Annotated in this window: 17 protein-coding genes; 11 read left to right on the top strand and 6 right to left on the bottom strand. The window is 61.8% G+C overall.

Going from position 1 to position 17,719, the window contains the following annotated elements:
* The first annotated feature begins 61 nt into the window (after positions 1–61).
* From CLH61_RS12805 to CLH61_RS12785, 5 genes are all read left to right on the top strand, one after another.
* Positions 62–661: a sigma-70 family RNA polymerase sigma factor gene (locus CLH61_RS12805; protein ID WP_099615141.1), complete on the top strand. Its 600-nt coding sequence runs from the start codon at positions 62–64 to the stop codon at positions 659–661.
* A complete protein-coding gene (locus CLH61_RS12800) occupies positions 658–1,296 on the top strand; it encodes a ChrR family anti-sigma-E factor (RefSeq protein ID WP_099615140.1) in 639 nt (212 codons plus the stop codon). Before CLH61_RS12805 ends, CLH61_RS12800 begins: the two co-directional genes overlap by 4 nt.
* A 356-nt stretch (positions 1,297–1,652) precedes the next feature.
* Entirely contained in the window at positions 1,653–3,428 is a 1,776-nt protein-coding gene (locus CLH61_RS12795) for an acyl-CoA dehydrogenase C-terminal domain-containing protein (protein ID WP_099615139.1), read from the top strand.
* A 260-nt stretch (positions 3,429–3,688) separates the two neighbouring features.
* Positions 3,689–4,513, top strand: coding sequence for a tRNA cyclic N6-threonylcarbamoyladenosine(37) synthase TcdA (gene tcdA / locus CLH61_RS12790; RefSeq protein ID WP_099615138.1), 825 nt, complete (start codon positions 3,689–3,691; stop codon positions 4,511–4,513).
* 7 nt (positions 4,514–4,520) lie between these two features.
* The gene (locus CLH61_RS12785) at positions 4,521–6,368 is read left to right on the top strand and encodes a cation:proton antiporter (protein ID WP_099615137.1); all 1,848 of its coding nucleotides are present in this window, start codon (positions 4,521–4,523) and stop codon (positions 6,366–6,368) included.
* Positions 6,369–6,371: 3 nt separating this feature from the next.
* Here CLH61_RS12785 and CLH61_RS12780 read toward each other — a convergent pair whose 3' ends face one another.
* The 3 genes from CLH61_RS12780 to CLH61_RS12770 form a co-directional block, all read right to left on the bottom strand.
* Complete coding sequence (locus CLH61_RS12780; RefSeq protein WP_099615136.1) at positions 6,372–7,361, bottom strand: NADP-dependent oxidoreductase; 990 nt, start codon at positions 7,359–7,361, stop codon at positions 6,372–6,374.
* Positions 7,362–7,449: 88 nt separating this feature from the next.
* Entirely contained in the window at positions 7,450–7,935 is a 486-nt protein-coding gene (locus CLH61_RS12775) for an acyl-CoA thioesterase (protein ID WP_211289114.1), read from the bottom strand.
* A complete protein-coding gene (locus tag CLH61_RS12770; protein ID WP_099615135.1) occupies positions 7,928–9,019 on the bottom strand; it encodes an SMP-30/gluconolactonase/LRE family protein in 1,092 nt (363 codons plus the stop codon). The genes CLH61_RS12775 and CLH61_RS12770 overlap by 8 nt, the downstream gene beginning before the upstream one ends.
* 180 nt (positions 9,020–9,199) lie before the next feature.
* On the opposite strand from CLH61_RS12770, the gene CLH61_RS18400 reads away from it, so the two are divergent.
* A complete protein-coding gene (locus CLH61_RS18400; RefSeq protein ID WP_155522956.1) occupies positions 9,200–9,358 on the top strand; it encodes a hypothetical protein in 159 nt (52 codons plus the stop codon).
* A 13-nt stretch (positions 9,359–9,371) separates the two neighbouring features.
* Here the strand turns inward: CLH61_RS18400 and CLH61_RS12765 are convergent, their stop codons facing one another.
* Positions 9,372–10,154 (bottom strand): alpha/beta fold hydrolase, encoded by a 783-nt coding sequence (locus tag CLH61_RS12765; protein WP_099615134.1) that lies wholly within the window; start codon positions 10,152–10,154, stop codon positions 9,372–9,374.
* Positions 10,155–10,646: 492 nt separating this feature from the next.
* Between CLH61_RS12765 and CLH61_RS12760 the strand changes: the two genes are divergently transcribed.
* The 4 genes from CLH61_RS12760 (at position 10,647) to CLH61_RS12745 (ending at position 14,296) form a co-directional block, all read left to right on the top strand.
* Positions 10,647–11,714: an AraC family transcriptional regulator gene (locus tag CLH61_RS12760; RefSeq protein ID WP_228152632.1), complete on the top strand. Its 1,068-nt coding sequence runs from the start codon at positions 10,647–10,649 to the stop codon at positions 11,712–11,714.
* Between the two features lie 2 nt (positions 11,715–11,716).
* Entirely contained in the window at positions 11,717–13,147 is a 1,431-nt protein-coding gene (cls, locus tag CLH61_RS12755; RefSeq protein ID WP_099615133.1) for a cardiolipin synthase, read from the top strand.
* A 95-nt stretch (positions 13,148–13,242) separates the two neighbouring features.
* Positions 13,243–13,929 carry a GntR family transcriptional regulator gene (locus CLH61_RS12750; protein ID WP_099615132.1) on the top strand — a complete coding sequence of 229 codons (687 nt, stop codon included), beginning with the start codon at positions 13,243–13,245 and terminating at the stop codon, positions 13,927–13,929.
* A complete protein-coding gene (locus tag CLH61_RS12745) occupies positions 13,913–14,296 on the top strand; it encodes a hypothetical protein (RefSeq protein WP_099615131.1) in 384 nt (127 codons plus the stop codon). Before CLH61_RS12750 ends, CLH61_RS12745 begins: the two co-directional genes overlap by 17 nt.
* A gap of 8 nt (positions 14,297–14,304) precedes the next feature.
* On the opposite strand, the gene CLH61_RS12740 is transcribed toward CLH61_RS12745, so the two are convergent.
* Positions 14,305–16,527 (bottom strand): patatin-like phospholipase family protein, encoded by a 2,223-nt coding sequence (locus CLH61_RS12740; protein ID WP_099615130.1) that lies wholly within the window; start codon positions 16,525–16,527, stop codon positions 14,305–14,307.
* A gap of 19 nt (positions 16,528–16,546) precedes the next feature.
* Positions 16,547–17,131: a hypothetical protein gene (locus tag CLH61_RS12735; protein ID WP_099615227.1), complete on the bottom strand. Its 585-nt coding sequence runs from the start codon at positions 17,129–17,131 to the stop codon at positions 16,547–16,549.
* Positions 17,132–17,338: 207 nt separating this feature from the next.
* On the opposite strand from CLH61_RS12735, the gene CLH61_RS12730 reads away from it, so the two are divergent.
* The gene (locus CLH61_RS12730; RefSeq protein ID WP_099615129.1) at positions 17,339–17,707 is read left to right on the top strand and encodes a hypothetical protein; all 369 of its coding nucleotides are present in this window, start codon (positions 17,339–17,341) and stop codon (positions 17,705–17,707) included.
* Positions 17,708–17,719 lie beyond the last annotated feature (12 nt).

The raw sequence follows: 17,719 nt of genomic DNA, 5'->3' as shown, positions 1-17,719 counted from the left end.
ACGAGCGCATAGAATAATGACCAGTACCCGTTCAACACATGCCACAGTCAAGGAGTGTCCAGTGACCACACTGGAACAGCAGCCAGCCCGGGCCGAGGGTCGCAAGGATCCGTGGAGCCAGTTGCTGGTGAAAGTGGGCAAACACCAGGACAGGAAAGCGTACCACGCCCTGTTCGAGCATTTTGCCCCCCAGATCAAGTACTACGCCATGGCGAACGGCCTGTCGAGTCACGCCGAAGAACTGGTGCAGGAAGTGTTTGTCTCGATCTGGCGGCGCTCCTGCCTGTACGACTGGCGCAAGGCTGCGGCATCAACCTGGATCTTCACGATTGCCCGGAACCAGCGTATCGATATGCTGCGAAAGATGCAGCGGACCAGTGCGGAAATGGCGGTGGAGACCGAAGACCTCTGGCAAATCCCGGGCGAGCATGAAGACGAGCCGGTGACTTCGTTGCATCGGCTGATGTCCGAGCGCCGGGTGCGGGAATCCCTGAGCCACCTGCCCGAGGAACAGATCACCGTCATTGCCAAGGTCTATATGGAAAACAAGTCGCACCAGATGGTGGCCGACGAACTCAACATTCCCCTTGGTACCGTGAAGAGCCGGGTTCGCCTGGCGCTGAACAAGCTGAAAGTGATTTTGCAGGACCAGAACGTATGACTCGGCACCACCCCGACAGCCTGAGCCTGATGGAATACAGCGCGGGCAACCTGAGCGATCCCCATGCCCTGTGCATCCGGCTCCACCTGGACAAGTGCCCGCACTGCCGCAGCCGGGTGGACACCCTGGACAGCCTTGGCGCGGTGATGATGGAAACACAACCCAAGGTCAGCGTGTCAGAAAGCATGTTTGACAGCATTCTGTCCCGCATTGACAGCGAGCCCGACAGCAAACCGGCGATACCGGTCATGCCGAGGGAAGGCACGCTGCGCAAATTGCTGGGCGAGGATCTGAACGATCTGCCGTGGAAACGGCAGCTCGGCGACGTCAGCGTGCTGGATATCAGCGAGAAATTCCCGGGCCAGAATGAGCAGGTTGTACTGCAGAAGCTGGCTGCCGGCGGCAAGGCACCGGCCCATACCCATCGGGGTTACGAAACCACGATTGTGCTTCAGGGTGCGTTTGCCGACCAGAACGGGGTGTTCAACCAGTGGGATTTCGTGGTGCTCAACGAACAGGACGAACACAAGCCGGTGGCAGTCGGCTGTGAAGACTGCATCACGTTGTCGGTACTCAGCGCTCCGGTGAAGCTGACCGGCGCCTTCACGAGGCTTTTGAACCCGTTTATCCGGTAGCTTGCTATGTTTTTGACTGCACCACCGCCCTTCGCCAGGTGGTGCAGATCTCCGCCCTTACCACGGCAATTCACTGCCACCGCCTTCGTTGAAGCGGCACTCCCCCCCATCAGTGCTGCTTGTTACCTTCAACTGCCTGAAAAATTTACCAAAGGTTTTACCGAAACACCCATTGATCGAACCCAACAGGTCGATATGATTTTTCTATGAACCTGCGTCAGTTTTTCGGCGAACCGTGAAGCCCAAAGCGTTCAAACAGTCGTATGAATCAGCAGTTTGAAGTTAAGCACCCAGCGAACCGCTCGGTGCCCGACACTTCCAGGCTGACTGATCTGAAAACGACGAGGAGAGCGTCCATGCAATACCAGGCACCCGCAAATGATCTTCGCTTCCTGCTGTTTGATGTTCTGGGAGCAGACAAGCTGCACGAACTGGAAAAATACGCCGATGCCACCCCGGACCTGATATCCGCGGTGATTGACGAGGCCGGCAAGCTGGCGGCGGAAGTGATCCAGCCCACCAACCAGGCCGGCGACCGGCAAGGCTGCCGGTACGACCCGGAAACCCGGAGTGTGACAACGCCGGAAGGGTTCAAAGAGGCCTACCGCAAGTTTGTTGAAGGCGGCTGGACCGCCCTCGACGCGCCGCTGGAGTTCGGCGGCCAGGGCCTGCCTCACACCCTCAAGTTCGTGGTGGACGAGATGGTCTGCTCCACCAACCTGTCCCTCGGCATGTACCCGGGCCTCACCCACGGTGCCATCAGCGCCCTTTACGCCCACGGTTCCGACGAACTCAGGCAGACCTACCTCGAGAAGCTGATCTCCGGGGAGTGGACCGGAACCATGTGCCTGACCGAGCCCCAGTGCGGCACCGATCTGGGCCTGATCCGTACCAAAGCCACCCCCAACGGGGACGGCAGCTACGCCATCGAGGGCACCAAAATCTGGATCACCGGCGGCGAGCACGACCTGGTGGACAACATCGTGCACCTGGTGCTGGCCAAGTTGCCAGGCGCGCCGGATACCACCAAGGGCATTTCCCTGTTCGTGGTGCCCAAGTTCCTGCCAGATTCCGGCGAGCGCAACCCGGCGTTCTGTGGTGGCCTGGAGCACAAGATGGGCATCAAGGGCTCCGCTACCTGCGTGATGAACTTCGAAGGTGCCAAGGGCTGGCTGGTGGGTGAGCCCAACAAGGGCATGAGTGCCATGTTCACCATGATGAACGAAGCGCGCCTGATGGTGGGCATGCAGGGCCTTGGGCTGGCCGAGATGGCCTACCAGGAAAGCCTGGGGTTTGCCCGCGAGCGCTTGCAGAGCCGCTCGCTGAGTGGCGCGAAGAACCCGGACGGCCCGGCTGATCCGATCATCGTGCATCCGGACGTGCGGCGCATGCTGATGCGCCAGAAAGTGCTGAACGAAGGCATGCGAGCCCTCGCCCTGTTTACCGGCCACCAGCTCGACCTGTCGGTGGCCCACCCGGACGAAAAAGTTCGTGAAAACGCCGATGACCTGGTGCAACTGCTGACCCCGGTGGTCAAAGCCTTCCTGACCGACGAAGGCTACAACAACGCCAACTGGGGCCAGCAGGTACTGGGCGGCTCCGGCTTCACCCAGGACTGGCCACTGGAGCAACTGGTGAGAGATGGCCGCATCGCGCGGATCTATGAGGGCACCAACGGCATCCAGGCCATGGATCTGGTTGGCCGCAAGCTGGCCCTGAAAGGCGGCCAACTGGTGCGCGCCCTGTTCGCCGAGCTGACGGGTTACTTGAAAGACAACCCGGATGCACCTTACCGGGAAGCGCTGAAAGGCGCCATCAAGGGCCTTGAGCAGGCCACCCTGTGGCTGGCCCAGAATGCGCCGAAGGATCCGGAACAGGCCGGCGCGGCTGCTGCGCCGTACCTGCGGCTGATGGCGCTGACGGTTGTCGGTTACTTGTGGTCACGGATGGCGGGTGTTGCCAGCCGGCAGCTGGAAAGCGGCGAAGGCAACAAGCCACTGCTGGAGAGCAAGCAGGTCTCGGCCCGCTTCTACTTCGAAAAACTGATGCCGGAGACCGACTGGCTACTGAAGGACATCCAGAGCGGCAAGGACAGCCTGATGGCGTTTGCAGACGAGCATTGGGTGGCCTGAAACCGCCTGGGGCGGCCGGCGCGAAGGGCACTGGCCGGAAATGACCGAGTACTGTCAGTTTTTGACCTTTATCAGTTTTCCTCACCGCAGGATACTGTTCGGGTTGATTAGTGTCTCTGAACTAGTCCGGCTCAGCTCCCGTCGGGTTGAGTCTCTTGCTTGTCAGCCACGCCTTGGCGTGGCTTTTTTTATGCCTGCCGCGCACTGCGGTACAATCAGCGCCCTCTATTCGCTTTCCAGGTTATCCGGGGCCAGACACCATGATTGAAGATGATTACGCCTTCCGTTTCGGCGGCATCGAGCGCCTGTACGGCCGGCTGGCCCTGCAGGCATTCCGCCAGTCCCATATCGCCATAATCGGTCTTGGCGGGGTGGGCTCCTGGGCTGCGGAAGCCATGGCCCGCAGCGGCATTGGTCACATTACCCTGATTGACATGGACGATGTCTGTGTCTCCAACACCAACCGCCAGCTCCACGCTCTGGAAGGCCAGTATGGTCGCACCAAGACCGACGCCATGGCGGACCGGTTGCGGGCCATCAATCCCCACGCCGATATCCGGGTCCACTTCGGGTTCGTGACACCCAAGAACACCGCCGACGTCATCCACCCCGACATGGACGGCGTCATCGATGCCATCGACAGCGTCAAAGCCAAAGCGGCACTGATTGCCCATTGCCAGCGCCGCAAGATCCCCCTGGTGGTGGCTGGCGGCGCCGGTGGCCAGATGGACCCCACCCAGATCCAGGTGGCTGACCTCAGCCGGACCACCCAGGATCCATTGCTGGCCAAGGTTCGTAATATGCTGCGTCGGGAATACGGTTTTTCCCGCAACCCGAAACGCCGTTTCGGCATCGAGGCTGTATACTCACTGGAGCAGCTCACGTATCCTGCCGGAGACGGCGAGGTTTGCCTGCAGAAGCCGGCAACGGACGGCCCGGTGCGACTGGACTGCGCGTCCGGCTTCGGAGCCGCCAGTCCGGTTACGGCAACATTCGGTTTCGTCGCTACCTCCCGTCTACTCAATCGCATAGCGACCCGGGCACGGAAGGCGGCAACCCCTGACGGATCAACTCAACGGACCTGATTCCCCTATGTCAGCCAGTATCGTTCTCCTTCTTGCCAGCATCGGTATCGTCTCCCTGTTCTGTCAGTGGCTTGCCTGGCGGCTTCGTATGCCGGCCATCCTGTTCCTGCTCGCCGGCGGCATTGCGGCAGGGCCACTGTTGGGGTGGATCAACCCGCAACCGCTGTTCGGCGAGCTGCTGTTTCCGCTGATCTCCCTGGCGGTCGCGGTCATCCTGTTCGAGGGTAGCCTCACCCTGCGTTATGACGAAATCCGAGGCCACGGCAAGATGGTGCGCAACCTGATCCCGGTTGGATCGATTGTCACCTGCATCATCGGCACACTCGCCGCAAAATGGGCCCTCGAAGTGTCCTGGGAGGTCGCGTTACTGTTCGGCGCCATCTCCATCGTAACCGGCCCGACGGTTATTGCCCCGCTGCTGCGCTCGGTACGACCCAAGTCGAACCTGGCCAACATTCTGCGCTGGGAGGGCATCATTATCGATCCGGTCGGCGCTCTGCTGGCGGTCCTGGTGTTTGAGGGGATTGTGTCCTGGGGTCAGGGCAACGTGTTCGGCCACTCGCTTTATATCTTTGGCAAGACGATTGCTGTGGGCTTCCTGATTGGTGCGCTGGCCGGCTGGCTCAACGGGGTTGCCCTGCGCAAGCACCTGCTACCCCAGTACCTGCACAATGCCGGCACCCTTACTTTCATGCTGGGCGTATATGCCGTGTCCAACGAACTGGCCCACGAATCCGGACTGCTCACCGTCACCGTGATGGGCATCTGGATGGCCAACATGAAGCAGGTACCGATCGACAGCATCCTCGAGTTCAAGGAATCCCTCAGCGTGCTGCTGATTTCGGCGTTGTTCATTATCCTCGCTGCCCGTATCGAGTTCTCCGCAATCGCCGATCTGGGCTGGGGCCTGGTGGTGGTGCTGGCGGTGCTGATGCTGGTCGCCCGCCCGCTCAGCATTTTTCTTTCGTCAATCGGCACCAGCCTCAGCTGGCGAGAGAAACTGTTCCTGAGCTGGGTCGCCCCCCGCGGCATTGTCGCTGCAGCCGTCTCCGCCCTGTTCGCCTTCCAGCTCCAGCAACAGGGCTATGACAGCGCGGGCGCCCTGGTACCCCTGGTGTTCATGCTGATCATTGCCACGGTTACCCTGCAGAGCCTCACCGCGAGGCCGATCGCCCGCCTGCTCAAGGTGGCCGAGCCGGCCGATTACGGGTTCCTGATCCTCGGCGCCAACCAGGTCGCGCGCCAGATCGCGGAAGCGTTGCAGAAACACGAAGTGCCGGTGACCCTGAGTGACACCAACTGGGAGAATGTTCGCCAAGCCCGGATGGACGGTCTGCAGGTGTATTTCGGCAACCCGGTCTCCGAACATGCCTCGACCCACCTTGATCTGACCGGCATCGGCAATCTGCTGGTCATTTCGCCCTACAAGCACATGAACTCGCTGGCCACCTACCACTTCCTGGACTGGTTTGGTAAAGGCTGCGTCTACAGCCTGTCAGAGGGCGACCAGGACCAGAAGGCCCGTCATCAGACCGCCGAAAAGATCCAGCAGACCCGCGGTCTGTTCGGCGAGGTAAGCTACGCCAAGCTGGCCAGCCTGGTCAGCAAGGGCTATTTCGTCAAGACGACCCAGCTCAGTGAGGAATTCACCTTTGAAGACTTCCAGGAGCGGTTCAACCACCAGGCCATCCTGCTGTTCGTGATCGACGACCGGGAGCGGATCCAGCCGGTTACCTCGCCCTCCGAGGTCAAACCCGACAAGGACTGGGTACTGATCAGCCTGGTGCCGCCCCAGGCACTGAAAGAACGCCGGGAACGGGAAAACAACGGCGAAGCGGAGCCGACGCCGGCCTGACCGTCAGCCGCCGCGGCAGTCCAGCACCAGCTTGCCGCGCACGTGGCCAGTCTCCAGCAGGCGATGGGCGTCGGCCACCTCGGCCAATGGGAACGTCTGGTCAATGTGGACCCGCACGTCGCCGTCCTCGATGAGCTCGGCGATTTCCTCCAGGTGGAAGACGTCCGGCCGCACGGTCATACCGTGGGCGCGCAGCCCCATGGTTTCGGCGGCGGTGACGATCTCGTCCGCGGTGATAGTCGGGATGGTGACCAGCACCCCGTGCTCGCTGAGCGTATGCAGGGAACGCTTGCCGGCATCACCACCGACCAGGTCCAGTACCACATCCAGCCCATAGCACTCATCCGCGACATCGGTGGTGTGATAGTCAATCACTTCGTGAACGCCTAGCCCGGCAAGGAAGTCCTGGTTACGGCCCGAGGCGGTGGCAATCACATGGGCGCCGCGCACCCGCGCAAACTGCACCGCAAAGTGCCCCACACCACCGGCTCCGGCATGAATCAGCACCTTCTGGCCGGGTTCCAGCGCGGCAACCTCGAACAGGGCCTGCCACGCGGTCAGTGCAGCCAGCGGCAGGGCACCGGCGGCCACCAGGTCGAGCTCTTCCGGCACAATGGTCAACTCATCGGCACGCGCCACCGCGTATTCGGCGTAGCCCCCGCCAGCGACCGGAAATCCCACCATGCCCATCACCCGGTCGCCCACCGCAAGCGTGGTCACGTCATCTCCCACGGCGGCCACGACACCGGCAACATCATACCCCGGCGTCCAGGGCAGGGAGTTCTCGATCTGTCGGGCCGCAAAACCTAGCCCTTTACGGGTTTTCCAGTCGATAGGATTGAGGCCCGCGCCAGCGACCCGGATACACACCTCCCCTGCGGCAGGCGCCGGTACCGGGCTGTCGGCGAGGCGAAGCACCTCCGCCTCGCCAAAGCGGTCATAGACAACATGCTTCATGAATTCACTGGCCATTGCCGCTACAGGGTTGGTCATGGTGTTCTCCTCGACAGTCGCCCGTTTCAGGGGCCTAAGAGTATTCAGCCTAGCAGAAAACCGGCCCGGCACGGGAGCCGGGGCCGATTCAGTCCCGCGGACCTATGTGGTCCAGGCCACGACCACCGGCGACCACCGCGCCGCCGAGAATCTCACCATACTCGGCGGGTACCCGGGCCGGGCGCTGGGTTTGCAGGTTGACGCAGGCATGGCTGGAAACTGCCCGCACCAGGGTTTTGCCATCCGCCGGCCGGACTAACTGGAACTGGCGGGCAGAGCGGAAGCGGCCATCAAAGTCGGTCAGCCAGGTGCCGAGCACCAGCCGGTCACCAGCATTGGCGGCGACCAGGTAATCAATCTCGGTGCGGGTAATGGCCATCGCGCGGCCGGTCGCCTCATGGCGCTCCCACGTCATCCCCAGGCTCTCGATATGGGCCCAGCTGATGTCTTCGAGCCAGCGCACATAAACCACGTTGTTGGCATGTCCCAGCCGGTCGGTATCCTCCTCCCGTACCTCGATGGTCATGGTGAACGGGTCCGGCAGATCCCACCGGATGTCGTGTAACTCAATCATTCTTTGCGGTCTCCAGGCCCGGAACAGCCGTTACCGGTAGCCGGCCAATCCGGTCGTTATGAAGTGAACCAAAGTACAGGAATCCATCATGGGGATTCACCGAGGTGATTTCCTGCAAGTGGGTACCCTCGGGGTCGTGCAGGCTGGCCAGCAGCTCGCCACGGCCATCAAATACCAGCACCAGGCCATAGTCTTCCGGGGCGGGTTGCAGGCTTTCGGGTAACCGTGCCACCAGCTCCTTCAGCCAGGGGTATCGGTGCAGGGTGTCGACCTGGCGGTTGCGCAGGGTGGGGAACGCCACCCAGTACCGGCCTTCGCTGTCCACCGCCAGGTTATCGGGAAAGCCCGGCAGGTTGTCGACAAACACCTCACTCTGCCCCGCCTTTCGTCCCTTCAGCCAGTAGCGCAGGATGCGGTACTTCCAGGTTTCGTTGACCAGGACATAGTCGCCCTGTGGCGACACCGCGACACCGTTGGCAAAATGCAGGCCGCCCATCACCAGCTCGGTCCGGCCGCTGACCGGCTCGTAACGCAACAACCGGCCATGGGGACGCATTTCCAGCAGATCGAGCCGGTAATCCGGTTGGTGGAAGCGGGAACTGGCATCACTGAAGTAGATACGGCCATCGGGCGCAATCGCCACATCATCGGTAAACCGGAAGGGCAGGCCATGGGCTTCCCGGGTCAGCACTTCAACCTTGCCCCGGGGGTCGATGGACAGCAGTCCCTTCCAGGCATCGGCGACAATCAGGTTGCCCTGCTGGTCGAACACCATCCCCAGGGGACGACCGCCGGTGGTCAGCCAGGTTTCTACCCGGCCATCGGGCCAGACCCGGATTATCTTGCCGTCCTGGGTGCCGGAATAGACCCGGCCAGCGGCATCCACCGCAGTATCCTCAGGGCCATACACCTGCCCTTGCGCCAGCAATTCGGCCTGCTGTAACACCTGGTTAGCTGCCAGCTTGCCGGTCATTGCCGGTGCCGCCGGGGCATCCCAGGCACGGCTGTCTACGGGCGACGGCTGCAACAAAAAACCACCGACGCCAACGAACAGTGCCAGCAGGACGACCATAATCCACTTCATACGCCGAATCCTTTTTTTATCAGAGCACGACCGAACCATAGCAGAGGGCGCCGAACCACCCAATGCTCAGGCAGGCCGTTCAGGGCGGCGGTTGAAGCGGGCCACTGGCTCGGGTATAGTCGCCGTTCATTTTTTAACCACCCCTTGTCAAGGGTCGCCAGACCACACTCCGGAGTTCCGATGCTTTACGAAATCACCTCTCCCCTGTTCACCGTCGCGGCACTTCTGGTGATGGGCGGTATCGTGTTCAGCGCCAAAACGGTGTTTGATCGCAAGATGGCTGCCCTGAATGCTCCCGGCGGCGACCTTCGCCCGGCCGGGGACCAGGCAGAAGCCTGATCCCGGCACCGGGTCAGGCTGCGAGGAAATTCCGGCACAGCTCGGCAAACCGGTCCGGCTGTTCGGCGTGCAGCCAGTGTCCGGTGCCCTCAATGATCTGCAATTCGGCCTTTGGAAACAGCCGGGCAATCTCGTCCCGATGCTTGTCCTGGATGTAGGCGGAGTCGGCACCCTTGATGAACAGGGTCGGCCCCTCGAAAGCGTCCCCCTCCGGAGCGGCCGCCAGATTGGGGTAACAGGCCTCGATCACCGGGACATTGATCCGCCAGCGGAAACCGCCAGCCCCACTCTCCCCCGTCGGAATCCGCTCCAGATTCTTCAGCAGGAACTGGCGCACCCCGGGCATTTCCACGTAGTGAGCAAGGGCGACATCCGCCTCCTGCCGGGACTTGAAGCCGGACGGGTCAATCGCTGTCATACCTTCCAGGATGGCATCATGGCGGGGCTTGTAGGTGACCGGAGCGATGTCCGCGACGATCAGGTGGTCCACCCGGTCCGGATAGGTCAGCGCGACCTGCATCGCGGTCTTGCCGCCCATCGAGTGACCGAGAATGGCGGCACTGCTGAGCCCCTGGGCGTCCATATAGGCAATCACATCCGCGGCCATCGCCGGGTAATCCATGACGTCACTGTGGGGTGAGCGACCATGGTTGCGCTGGTTCAGGGCATGGATCTGCCACTGGTCTTCCAGCCGTTTGGCAATGGCCCCCAGGTTCTCCATCGAACCGAACAGGCCGTGCAGTATGATCAGGGGCTTGCCGGTGCCGGTAACCCGGCCGTTAAGCGCAACACTCATGAACTGGCTCCTCGCTTACTGTGAAACAGACGTCTGGTCAGCGGCTTACATTAACACTCAATGACCGGCGGCACAGCCCTCTGTCTGTACAGGCCGAGCGAGCGGGTGACCGCCGCGGACAGTGGAAGGACAGCAGGAAAACAGGGGGGGGGGACGGGGACAGGACGTTTGCGACAAAAAAAGGGGCCGGCAAGCCGGCCCGTAATCCTCAGAAATCAGTGAACAAGTCTCTGAGACACCTTCCGAATCATCAACAGAAGTACATGTTGTTCAGGTACTCGGCCAACGCTTCGAAATTCTTGCGTTCTTGCTCGGTATTTGGAACAAACAGCGGATTTTCCATAAAAATACCTCCGGTTTACGGCAGATTGATTGCCTTTGTGCGATGGTCTAATGCTATCGTTAAAGCCATGACAAACCGTTGACAGGCTGACCCAGCCATTTGACATTTTGTATCAATCTGACAAACAGCCGTACGAGGACCGAGCAAAGTTGACCGAGTCATCGGAGCAAACCGCAGTGGCGGTCAATCCACCGGCGGTGGCGGCCTCCAGCACTCTGGCGCTGATCCACTACCTGGACAACCTGGGGTTGCTGGAACCGGCCCGGGTGGAGGAGATAACCGGCGCCAGCCTGGAGCAACTGCAGGATCCGGACCGGCGGGTCGCCGCAGATCGCCATTACCGGTTATGGGAGTACGCCGAGCAGGTGACCGGGGATCCCGCCGTTGGCCTTCATGCCGGCGCGGTGGTGGACCCCGAGCGTATGGGCCTGGTTGGCCACGTCTTCTTTAACTGCGACACCCTCGGCGAGGCCGTCACCCAATACGTCCGCCTGCACCGCCTGGTCAACGAATCGGTTCTGCTCAGCTTCGAACACAGTGAGGATCAGGCGATTCTCACCTGGCAGCCCGATATTCCCGGGCACTACTGCCGACAGGACATGGACCGGACTCTGGCGGCGGCGCTATCCCGCACCCGTCACTTCATCCACCCGCAGATTACCGTAGACTGGGCCGAAATCGCTCACCCGGAACCAGCCTACGGCAATGAGTACGAGGCCCTGCTGGGGGGGCCTGTGCGCTTTGGCAGCGGCAGCACCCGGATCGCCTTCGCCAGCCGCTTCCTTGAGCACCCGATCCCCCGCCGCAACCCCTACGTCTATTCGGCGGTCCTGCGCCAGGTCAACAGCCTGCTGGCACGAATCCAGACCCGGCGTTCGTTCAGCCGCAAGGTCCGCCGCCTGATCTCGCGGCAAATGTCCACCGAGCGGATTGATGCCGACAGCCTGGCGCGGCAATGCCATATGAGCCGGCAGACCCTGTACCGCCGGCTCAAGAAGGAAGGCATGAGCTTCCACGACCTGGTGGAGCAGGTTCGCAAGGATAAGGCCCTGCGCTATGTCGCGGCGGATCGCTACGCCCTCGGTGAGATCGCGTTCCTGCTGGGGTTCTCCGAGCTCAGTGCCTTCAGCCGCGCCTTCAAGCGGTGGACGGGGGTTGCCCCGGCCCAGTACCGGGCGCGCTGCCTGGCCATGGGATCGCCCGAGGAATCGGAGTAACCATGGCTGACCTCTCGCTGATCGCGATTATCCTGGCCGTCGTCTACGGTGTGGCGCTGGTTTGTGTGCACCGCATCCTGCTGACCTACCGGACTGCCCAGGGCGCGATTGCCTGGATCATCGGCCTGCTCGGCCTGCCCTACCTGGCGGTCCCTCTGTTCATGCTGTTCGGTCGCAACCGGTTCTCCGGCTACGTCAGTGCACGCCGGATGGGCGACCAGACCCTGGCTCCGCTGCTGAATCAGTTTGAGCAACAAACCGCGGCCATTACCAGTCCACAGCAGGAACACCTGAGTGACGAACTGCAGGTGCTGTGCAAACTGGCCCGCCAGCCCTTTACCGCAGGCAATCACTGCACCCTGTTGAAAGACGGTGTGGCTACCTTCGACGCCCTGTTCGAAGCCATGGAAAGCGCTCAGGACTATATTCTGCTGGAGTTCTATATCGTGCGTTCGGACCGGGTCGGCCAGCGCATCAAGTCGATTCTCAAGCGTAAGCTGGCCGAAGGCGTCAAGGTGTGGTTTATCTACGACGACATCGGCAGCGCCTTCCTGTCCGGCCGCTACCTGAAGGAGTTGAGCAGCGCCGGCGCCAGGATCGCCTCGTTCGGTGACGGCAACATCCGCCGGCGGCGGTTCCAGATCAACTTTCGCAATCACCGCAAACTGCTGGTGTGCGATGGCACCATCGGCTTTGTCGGTGGCATCAACCTGGGCGACGAGTACCTCGGCACGGCAATGGATCAGGAGCCCTGGCGGGATACCCACTGCCGCATAACCGGCGCCGCAGTCCTGGGCCTGCAACTGGCCTGGCTGGAGGACTGGAACTGGGCAGCTAACGACATTCCCCGGCTGAACTGGGATGCGCCGGAGCCCGACCCTGACGGCGAGAACGTGCTGGTGCTGGCCACCGGGCCGGCCGACCCTTACGAAACCTGCACCCTGTTTTTTCTCAATTGCATCAATAACGCCCGTTCCCGAATCTGGATTGCCTCACCCTATTTCGTGCCGGACTTCCAGGTGGTGAACGCGCTGCAACTGGCGGCGCTGCGGGGCGTGGACGTACGCATCATCATCCCCGAAAAATCGGACCAGCCGCTGATCCGGCTCGCGGCATATTCCTATCTGGTCCAGGCGTCTGCCGCTGGCATCGGCATCTATCAGTACCAGGCTGGCTTCATGCACCAGAAGGTGGTCCTGGTGGATGACCGCTATGCCGCGATCGGCACCGCCAATCTGGACAACCGGTCAATGCGGCTGAACTTCGAGATCACCACGCTGTCCACCGGCCGGGCGCTGGTCCGCGACGTTACCGGGATGCTCGAGGAAGATCTCACCAAATGCCGGCTGATGACCGAGCGGGACTATCGCGATCGCTCCCACCTGTTCCGGCTGTGTTGCCGGGCCGTCCGCCTGCTGGCACCGGTACTCTGACCCCACGGGATAGTGCGGGACGTTTTCCCGCGGCGCGGAATATGAGAGTATTCGCGACATCCGATTCGCCCCCCTGACGGCAGTTAACCAGGTCCATGAACACGTTCAAACCCAGAGAAACCCTCACCGAGCAGGTGGCCCGCCACATCGAAAACCTGATTGCCTTCGGGCAACTGCACTCCGGCGAGCGGATTTATGAAACCGCCATGGCCAAACAGCTGGACGTCAGCCACGGCTCCATCCGCGAAGGACTGCTGTTACTGGAAAAGCGCCACCTGGTCCGCAACGTGCCGCGCAAGGGTGCTTTCGTCACCGAGCTCGATCATTTCTTTGTCCGCAGCCTCTACGAAATACTCGAGCTCTACCTCACCCATACCGGGCGCAAACTGGCCCGCCAGTGGCAGCCGCAGGATATGACGCGACTGGAGTCGCTCTATGAGCGGATGGAAGCCTGTCACCAGAACAACGACCTGCTGGCGTTCCTGGAACTGGGCATCGAATATACCCAGGCCTCCCTGGCCTACGCTGACAACTATTTTATCGTCGCCGCCATTGACGACCTCTGGCCGTCCGCCAAACGCTGTGCCTTCGTGGCGTTCCGCCAGGGCAGTCAGAAGCTGCTGGAAGACAACCTGGCCCACATGCGGGAATCCATCGAGGCCATCCGCGCCCGCGATGAAGAACGGCTGACCGACATCCTGCGCCGCTACGCGAGCCTGCAATGCGAACAGGTACTTGCTGCCCTCGAGGTCAAGGAACAGACCAATGATGCCGTGCGCTGACCTGTTCCGCGGCGGCCTCGGACTGGGCCTGACCCTGCTGCTGGTCGCCTGTGCCACCGCCCCCCGCGAAACGGCGGTCACCCCGATGATGCCGGCACCGCCAGAGGACCCGCCTGCGGTACCGCAACCGGAGCTGCCCTGTGCCTGGAGCCAGGTAAAAGGCGTCGCCATCCTGCTGGTGGAAGCAACCGCAGACGGCAACGGAAATGGGACCTGGCAGTTTTTCCCCGGTGACGAGATCCTGTTCTACCCGACGCCACCGGGCGCCACACGCGGAGCGGAATACAAGGCTCTGTTGCGGCGCCCGCTGAGCGGCTCCTGCGAGCAGCCGGTGCTGTACCTGATTGCCCCGATCGGTCCGATCTGAGCGGCGCGTTAATCGAATAGCTGGGTGAAGGCGAAGCCGATATTCAGGTAGGCGCTCCAGTCGTCCCGATTGTTGTAGGCTGTCGCCAACTGGACCGGACCAAGAAAGGTGTCCACCCCCGCAAACACGCTCCAGGAACGCAACAGGTTATTCCAGCGTGCATCGCCCAGCGATTGCCAGGCATTGCCGGTCTCGAAACCGACACCGGCAAAATAAGGCACAAAGGGCCCGCCAAAACGTTGATGGACAAACACCGAGGCCAGGGCCGCATCCGGCCCGGCAATTTCACCCCGGCTGTAGGCAGACAGCTGGCGGAAACCACCCAGCAACACCGAGTTTTCAACACCCGGCACGCCGTCAGTCACCGCACTGGCATAGAGCTGACCGACCACGCCATACTCGTTCCAGGACCCGCCTGCCGCCAGCATCATGGTGTAACGGTCCAGATTGCGGTCTGCCCCCATTCCTGGCCGCTCGTACTCTCCGCGAATGCCGGCAAAAGCACCACTTTTCGGCAGAAACGGATCGTCCAGGGAGTCATGGACCAGACGCAGATTCCAGCCACCCTGGTCAATGGCGCCGCCCGGAGCAATCCTGGCACCCACCTGATCGTCCACCGTGGCGTAGCCGCGGGTGATACCCAAGCGCGCTTCGGCGTTGACACCTAGTTCGGTACCCAGCGACAGGTCCAGTTCGCGCTGGGTGATATCCACCTCGGCAATGCGATCCCCGGTGCTGTTGAACACACTCTGTTCATTGCGCTGATAGGTCGCCCCCGCAATCAGGAAACGCTTGAACCCGTAATCCAGGGGCTGGAACCATTCGGTACGGATCCGCGGTTCGGTACCCAGGCGAGCTCCGGTCTTCCATTCACCCCCCCAGTCATTGAGCTCCGTCATACGCAGGGCCGCGCCAACATTGAAGCGGGTATCGTCGTTGAAGTTGTCTTCGTAATCCAGACCAAAACTCAGGTAGTTGGGCCCCCAGCTCTTTTCCTTGACCACGACATTGAGGACCGAGCCCTGTCCGGTCGGCGAAAGGCTGTAGGACACCATCTCGTAATACCCGAGCCCGTATATCCGTTTCAGGTCCTCTTCGAGCTGATCCACATCCAGCGGCTGACCCAGCTTCTGACGCAGCCGGGCCCGCAAAAAACGGCGATCAAGCCGGATATCATCAGCAATCCGGATCCCGACGATGTTGCCAATGCTGGCGGGTCGGTGACTGCGATGCCCCTGATAGACCCGCCAGTCGTCTTCGCTGACCTGCAAGGGCCTGAGGTCGGTGGCGTGTTCCCGGGCGGCAGTCGCGCCCAGTTCAAAAATCACCGGGGCGTTGTAGAAGTCCGTCGAGCCATGGCCCTCAAGATCCGGCCGGATCAGCACATCCTGATCCTGCAGCAGTTCCAGCTGCTGATCCGCGTTCATTCGGGTCATCAGCGTGGTCAGCTGGCCAACCACGGAAAAGGCCTCACGCAGGCTCTCCACATCCTGCAGGCGATCGGTGATATCCACTGCGATAATGATGTCAGCGCCCATGTCGTGGGCCACGCTGACCGGAATGTTATTGGCTACCCCGCCATCCACCAGCATCCGGCCGTCCAGCACCACCGGAGCGTAGACTCCCGGAATGCTCATGCTGGCGCGGATGGCGGTGGCGAGGTCGCCACGGCGCAGCACAACCTGCTCGCCGGTTTCGAGGTCAGTGGCGACGGCACGGAAGGCGATCGGCAAGCGGTCGAAGTCTTCCACAAGGGCGGCGTCACGGGTCAGCTCGTTGAGGATGAAGCCGAGGTTCTGGCCCGCGATAATGCCACTACCCAGGTGGATGCCATCCAGCCGGATTCCGATGCCGGGTTCCACCGGATAGCGCCAATCGTCGGATTTGCGACGCACCGCCTTGTAGGCGCGGCCGGGATCATCCCGGAAACTGGCCAGCCAGTTGATGTCGATGAGCTGCTGCTCGATCTGCGCTACCGGCATTCCGAGGGCATAAAGGGCACCGATGGCCGATCCCGCGCTGGTGCCGACGATAACGTCCACGGGCACGCGCATTTCTTCCAGTACCCGCAGCACCCCGACATGGGCCAGCCCTTTGGCACCGCCGCCGCTGAGCACCAGGCCGATCTTGGGCCGGGAACCCGGCTCGGCTTGCGGCGTTTCCGCCAGCACAGCCGGCGCGACAAGGACCAGCAGTGCCAGCAGGCCACTCAGGGCACAGCGATTGAACATAGGTGTCATCCGTGCGTGGTCAATGCTTCGCCTTGTCCTCATCCACCAGGGAGAGATGGGAAACGTCCGGAACCAGAGGGGGTGGAAGGTCCCGTTCCACACCGATGTCGGCCCCCGGCGGTGCCAGCGTCCATTCATCCAGATGCTCGAACATCGGCGCCTCCGCTTCCTGGTGCTCGGCCAGGGTAACCCCCGGGGGATCCAGGGTCAGGCCGCTGCCGGCCAGAATGTCATCGACCTTGTCGCCAGCAACCGGCAGGCGGTCACCCGGCTCGACAGCCGGTACGGCGGCCGGCTCTGCGGGCGGCGGAGCCCCGGCAGCCGTCGCCGGCGCGGTCTCGGTCGCTGCCGGGGTGGAGTCAGGCGCTGCCTGCGGTGCAGCAGCCATCGGCTTCACATACGCCACCATGCCGTGGCGGGCCAGCACCGCCCGATACTTTTCCGCCTGATCCTGCTCCAGACGATTGCGAATAACCACCGGTTGGCCCGCGAACATCCGCTCAACCTGTTCTACCGAAGCCTTGAACAGGTTCCTGGCATTATTGCGGACCACCTGAGGATCGGTACCCGGAGTACACTCACCCTTGAATACCAGCTGAAACATGTCTGTGACTCCCTGCACTTCGTTGTCGTTCATCATAGATGATGGCCCGTTCGGCGGGAAATCCCCGCTGCCATCGGCTATTTTTTGTTCAGATTGCAAATAATTGAAAAATCTAACCACAACAGGAGACAAGCCGCGACCAACTTTGCCATAATCTTCCGTAACATCCGGTTACATGCTGTTACACTTGGCTCGGGACACATCATCATGCGACTGACCTCCCCCCTCGCCGCCCTGGCTCTGGCCTCCGCCTTCAGCGTTAGCGCGCCCTATGCTGCCGCCGAAAACATCGACGTCCTGATGAGCGGCCTGTTTGCCGGTCAGGAAGCCACCTACGTCGGCTACGACAGCGTGGAACGCGAGGACATTCCGGCAACCTCCACGGTCGACCGCAAATACCTGATTGTTGATTTCCGACTGCAGTCCGAACAGGGATATGAACAGCTGCAGGCGAGTGTTCACAAGGTCTGTATGGCACTGCTGCGGGACCGTGACCTGATTTCCTCGCTCACCCGTGACGGCTATGACATGGTGTCTGTCGCGTTCGACCGCAAATCCCAATACGATTGCCTGTAACGGTACGCCGGC

The sequence above is a fragment of the Marinobacter profundi genome (assembly GCF_002744715.1).
GTDB lineage: Bacteria > Pseudomonadota > Gammaproteobacteria > Pseudomonadales > Oleiphilaceae > Marinobacter > Marinobacter profundi.
The sequence above is the reverse complement of the archived record's forward strand: the minus strand, read 5'-3'. Positions and strand labels throughout refer to the sequence as shown.

What these genes read in the sequence shown, in the direction of transcription:
- CLH61_RS12800 (WP_099615140.1), top strand. Translation starts at nt 658, where the DNA reads ATGACTCGGCACCACCCCGACAGCCTGAGCCTGATGGAATACAGCGCG.
- CLH61_RS12795 (WP_099615139.1), top strand. Translation starts at nt 1,653, where the DNA reads ATGCAATACCAGGCACCCGCAAATGATCTTCGCTTCCTGCTGTTTGAT.
- tcdA (WP_099615138.1), top strand. Translation starts at nt 3,689, where the DNA reads ATGATTGAAGATGATTACGCCTTCCGTTTCGGCGGCATCGAGCGCCTG.
- CLH61_RS12785 (WP_099615137.1), top strand. Translation starts at nt 4,521, where the DNA reads ATGTCAGCCAGTATCGTTCTCCTTCTTGCCAGCATCGGTATCGTCTCC.
- CLH61_RS12780 (WP_099615136.1), bottom strand. Translation starts at nt 7,361, where the DNA reads ATGACCAACCCTGTAGCGGCAATGGCCAGTGAATTCATGAAGCATGTT.
- CLH61_RS12775 (WP_211289114.1), bottom strand. Translation starts at nt 7,935, where the DNA reads ATGATTGAGTTACACGACATCCGGTGGGATCTGCCGGACCCGTTCACC.
- CLH61_RS12770 (WP_099615135.1), bottom strand. Translation starts at nt 9,019, where the DNA reads ATGAAGTGGATTATGGTCGTCCTGCTGGCACTGTTCGTTGGCGTCGGT.
- CLH61_RS18400 (WP_155522956.1), top strand. Translation starts at nt 9,200, where the DNA reads ATGCTTTACGAAATCACCTCTCCCCTGTTCACCGTCGCGGCACTTCTG.
- CLH61_RS12765 (WP_099615134.1), bottom strand. Translation starts at nt 10,154, where the DNA reads ATGAGTGTTGCGCTTAACGGCCGGGTTACCGGCACCGGCAAGCCCCTG.
- cls (WP_099615133.1), top strand. Translation starts at nt 11,717, where the DNA reads ATGGCTGACCTCTCGCTGATCGCGATTATCCTGGCCGTCGTCTACGGT.
- CLH61_RS12750 (WP_099615132.1), top strand. Translation starts at nt 13,243, where the DNA reads ATGAACACGTTCAAACCCAGAGAAACCCTCACCGAGCAGGTGGCCCGC.
- CLH61_RS12745 (WP_099615131.1), top strand. Translation starts at nt 13,913, where the DNA reads ATGATGCCGTGCGCTGACCTGTTCCGCGGCGGCCTCGGACTGGGCCTG.
- CLH61_RS12740 (WP_099615130.1), bottom strand. Translation starts at nt 16,527, where the DNA reads ATGTTCAATCGCTGTGCCCTGAGTGGCCTGCTGGCACTGCTGGTCCTT.
- CLH61_RS12735 (WP_099615227.1), bottom strand. Translation starts at nt 17,131, where the DNA reads ATGTTTCAGCTGGTATTCAAGGGTGAGTGTACTCCGGGTACCGATCCT.
- CLH61_RS12730 (WP_099615129.1), top strand. Translation starts at nt 17,339, where the DNA reads ATGCGACTGACCTCCCCCCTCGCCGCCCTGGCTCTGGCCTCCGCCTTC.